The organism is Rhodococcus sp. BH5, assembly GCF_027583855.1.
Classification (GTDB): Bacteria; Actinomycetota; Actinomycetes; order Mycobacteriales; family Mycobacteriaceae; genus Rhodococcus_F; species Rhodococcus_F qingshengii.
The window spans coordinates 1-3,838 of sequence record NZ_JAJHVW010000053.1; the positions used below are offsets into that span (position 1 = coordinate 1).

Sequence of the window (3,838 nt, forward strand, 5' to 3'; positions counted from 1 at the left end):
CGGCAATGCCGGCACGGTGCGCTCGGGATGCTGACCCCGATCGAGTTCGAGAACGTACACTTCACACGCTAACCCGTAGCCTGAGGCCAAACATCACGACTCCACGAAACTCAGGGCACATCAGTCGCATATCCTCTCCGCGTTGATCACCAGCAAAGCCACGAATGAAGGGAGTGACACAGTGGGGCAGGCGGGGCTCGAACCCGCGACCAATGGATTATGAGTCCACAGCTCTAACCGACTGAGCTACCACCCCATCCGGATGCGATGCATCGCGGCGAATCCGGATATTACCGGCATATTCGACGCGGATCACAATCGGGTCGCGCCTCTTTCTAAGAGACACGCGGTCACTTAGCAAAGCTCTGGGTGCTTGCATGGCGCCCGGCAGACCTCGTTCTGTGCCGACATTGCTGGTCGAGCATCGTCGTGAGCGTATGCCGGCTATCGAGGATGTAGCCCTGGAGTAAGGGGTGAGCAAGCACAGGGCTCGACCCGAGGCGGTGAGTGGGGTCTGCAACCTTGGATCTGCGGTACCGCGCCAAGCGCGCAGCTAAGACCGAATCCGAAACGTCAAGGGCGCTGGTGTGAGCAACCTGCCGTTGCATGGTTTGGTTCAGAATCAGGTGTGGTTGGAGATCCTCGCTCGCACCTCCGAATTTGCAGCTTGGATACAAATGTTGGCGCTGACGGGGAACGACGCACACCGGTGGGAGCCAAAACAATTGCGCCTACGAATATTTTCGATCGCCGGACGCACCAGGAAGACACGCAGGCGGCCCATTCGGAACGGTAACGGCGCCAACGCCTGTCAAGTTTCGGTGATGTGGTCGGCTGCGGTATTGCAGCCGGTGTCTTCGGGCCGCAGCAGGAAACTCAAGGGTTCTCCGGTGATGTGTTTGCCGCGGTCCACGAATGCCAAGAATAGGTGGAAACCGAAGTCGTGCTTGAGGTTCAGTACAGTTCCCATTTTCGAATGGGCAGTCACCAGAGCGGCATCGAGGTCGACGACCAGTAGGCGGGTTACCGTCGCGGCGACCGCATCAAACATGGCACGCTCTTCGCGCAGGAAGCGATATCTTCGAGGCGGTCGCCGCTGACCGTGAGGGTAATACGGGACTAAGCAAAATATCGTCGGGGTCATGGTGCGCGGTGGGTTTACGCCACGGCACCAGTGTTTCGGGCAAAAATGTGCTTAGACCGGATTTTTCGGCGGTGTGGATCCAGGTGATCGCACCGGATGCGATACGAGCGTGCTCGCGATGATACCGACCGAGAGTTTCGGGTAGCAGGACGTAGGCTTGTGCACCTGGAAGGTGATCCTTCTGTCGGACAAATAGGGGCCTCAACAATCCGCATTCTTCCAAGTGGCGTCACCTACCCTAGTGTCCGACTCAGGTTCGGGTCGCTCACCGTGAAAACCCGAGGCGAGTGCCATCGTGCCAGGCTGGCGTCAATCTCACGCAATTTATGCATCTTCCTGTGAAGGGTACTGAAGGTGTCATTGACCCGTCGGTAGGTCGCCATCACATAAACAAATTTTGATTCTCAACGATGCTACTGACTGGTCCGCGGTCATGGCGTTCCATCCTCTTGATTTCTTCGGAGCCGAAGCTCGGTCCCCACTCATTCGAGAACATAACAGGGCACTTCTCATGACGAGGTGTCAAGTCGCGTAACTCACTCGACTTTTATCCAGACCATGAACGACACAGATTCTCCCGTGCCGACGCGCTTTGCATTCGAACGAATATCGGCCAGGGAGCCCCATCCAAAATCGCTCACGCCAAACTGCAGTTCTTCAGCATGTTCTGCATACTCAACGTCGAGAGTAAACAGACTTGTGATCCCGGAATTGAGACCATTCTCTGCTCCGAGATCCCCCACCGTTCCATCGGTGGCAGCATAGTACACTGATGTCGGCGAGAATCGAAATGCAATACTGGCCAAGAGAATTACACAACATGCCGAGAAGAATAGCGCCATCGCACCTGATTTTCCGGCTGCCTCTATGGGACCTTTTCCTCTGGCAGTGGCCAGCTCATCCCTTTAGCCTTGTGTCGTCGGGAGATTATTTCCGTGACGTGACGTGACATGACGTCGCGAAACGAATGTCTGCCCTGAAGTAGTGCCGATCTCACCGTTACGCACCGCCTCGGGCCGAGCCTTGAGCTTGCGCACCCCTTTCTCCAGGGCTCGCCCGACAATTTTTCAGCTGGCGGCAGGACCTTCGGCTCTATGTAGCTCTCGGGTGTCGCATTTGCACTTCATGATCAGGGAGTGGTCGCCGGCCTGTGGCCGTGTGTAGGTCGCCGAACGCTTGCCGAGGCGCAACTGTTGGAGGCTACGTCTCGCCGGGTCCTGGACCCTGTTCGCGCCCTATCCGGGACTTACCTCGACGCTGTTGAACAGGGGTCGAGTGAATTGTTGAAAAATGTTATCCCACAACATATTGCATTTTCGGGACCTTTGCCCCTGACCCTGATTGACAACGCGGCCTAACGTTCAAGTTGCGGGAAACATTCGCCCCACACCGGGCAGGGTGGGCCTGCGAATGTTCAGTCGAGACAATTCCTTAACTGGGGCTTCCCGCTGCTGTCTCGACCGGTCCTCGCCGTGGTTCGACTCCTCATCGCTCGGCGAGGACTTCCCGTGCCCGCCTCCCATTACTTCCGTGGAAACGCCCGGCCTCACTCGCCGCCTACCGCGAGATTTCGTTGCGTTCACTTCACCAGGCGCGAGCGGCTTGCCCGAAGGGGGGAGAGACACCAAACGAACCACTCACTGCAATTAGGACGAACCTGACTGCCCTCGGCGGCCGGTGACCCGTAACGTCGGGGGGTACCGACCTCGTCGGTCCCCGGCATTGTGTGGCCGCCGAGGCCGCTCACCTCGCGTGGGGCCTGGGGCGATTCGGGTGGAAGACTCAACGGGCGGGCCGCCGGAGCGAAGGGAAATGTTCGGCGAGTATCTCAGCGAAAATTTTCGCATCTGCAACTCCGGCTGTCTATTACTCTCGACTCCTCCAGACATCAGGAAAGGTCAACCCATGATCTCCGCAATTGTCATCTCGAGGAAAGCTCCCCGCGTCAGTTCGGGGCCGAAGAACGAGAAATAGAGATCGGGTGTCTGCTGGCCCTGGACAGCAGCGAACCTCGTGTATGCGAAAGACCTCCCACGTGGCTGTGCCTGTGACGACCACCTTCGCAACGCCGACAGTGCTCTCGTAGTGGACTCCGTACTGCTCGCGCTATGTAAACAAGTTACTGGTGGACGGGCAGTACCGAATTTCCCCGGATTTTACGGTCCCGCAGCAATACAATTGTTTCGGCGTGGTAGCCCAGACCGCACCTTATCGAGCTCAGGATGCAGGATATCGGTCGCGGCCAGATGTACGAGAGCCTTGAGATCCTCTCCTGTTACCCGACCAAGCCTGAGGTGAAGCTGACATGTTTGATAGTTAGTTCGGATGGCCCAGTTAATACATCGAAAAAGGGCACTTCACCTGATTCTATGCTCGTTTGCCCGAACCACAAGAGACTGCCGGCGGGCGCAAGCTGAGCAAAGCCGAGGGCAAACGTCGATCCGCCGACAGATTCTAGCGTTGACGCGGGACTCAAGAGCAGGCGGGCTGGTTCTCGGCGTAAGAATGGGAGTTGCGACATAGCCGTTCTCGACAAAGAAGGACCAGCCCTGTGACACACCGTAATGCCCCGCTGACAGCGGAGGGAAGACGACGCCTCGTCGAGCGGTGACGCACTCGTCCGGTAGCCCATGTGGCCGCCGAGATGGGGATTTCGGAAGTGCACCTCGAAGTGGGGCAATCCGTATCCCAAAT

At 57.7% G+C, this 3,838-nt stretch carries 1 protein-coding gene, 1 tRNA gene and 2 pseudogenes; 1 reads left to right on the top strand and 3 read right to left on the bottom strand.

Going from position 1 to position 3,838, the window contains the following annotated elements:
* Positions 1–182: 182 nt before the first annotated feature.
* Positions 183–256 (bottom strand) — tRNA-Ile (locus tag RhoBH5_RS32335).
* A 251-nt stretch (positions 257–507) separates the two neighbouring features.
* Here RhoBH5_RS32335 and RhoBH5_RS32340 point away from each other — a divergent pair.
* Positions 508–779 (top strand): annotated as a pseudogene (locus RhoBH5_RS32340) (transposase); the annotation flags it as partial.
* 35 nt (positions 780–814) lie between these two features.
* Here RhoBH5_RS32340 and RhoBH5_RS32345 read toward each other — a convergent pair.
* Positions 815–1,309, bottom strand: a pseudogene (locus RhoBH5_RS32345) (IS1380 family transposase); the annotation flags it as partial.
* Between the two features lie 371 nt (positions 1,310–1,680).
* Positions 1,681–1,986: a hypothetical protein gene (locus tag RhoBH5_RS32350; protein WP_270009611.1), complete on the bottom strand. Its 306-nt coding sequence runs from the start codon at positions 1,984–1,986 to the stop codon at positions 1,681–1,683.
* Between the last annotated feature and the right edge of the window lie 1,852 nt (positions 1,987–3,838).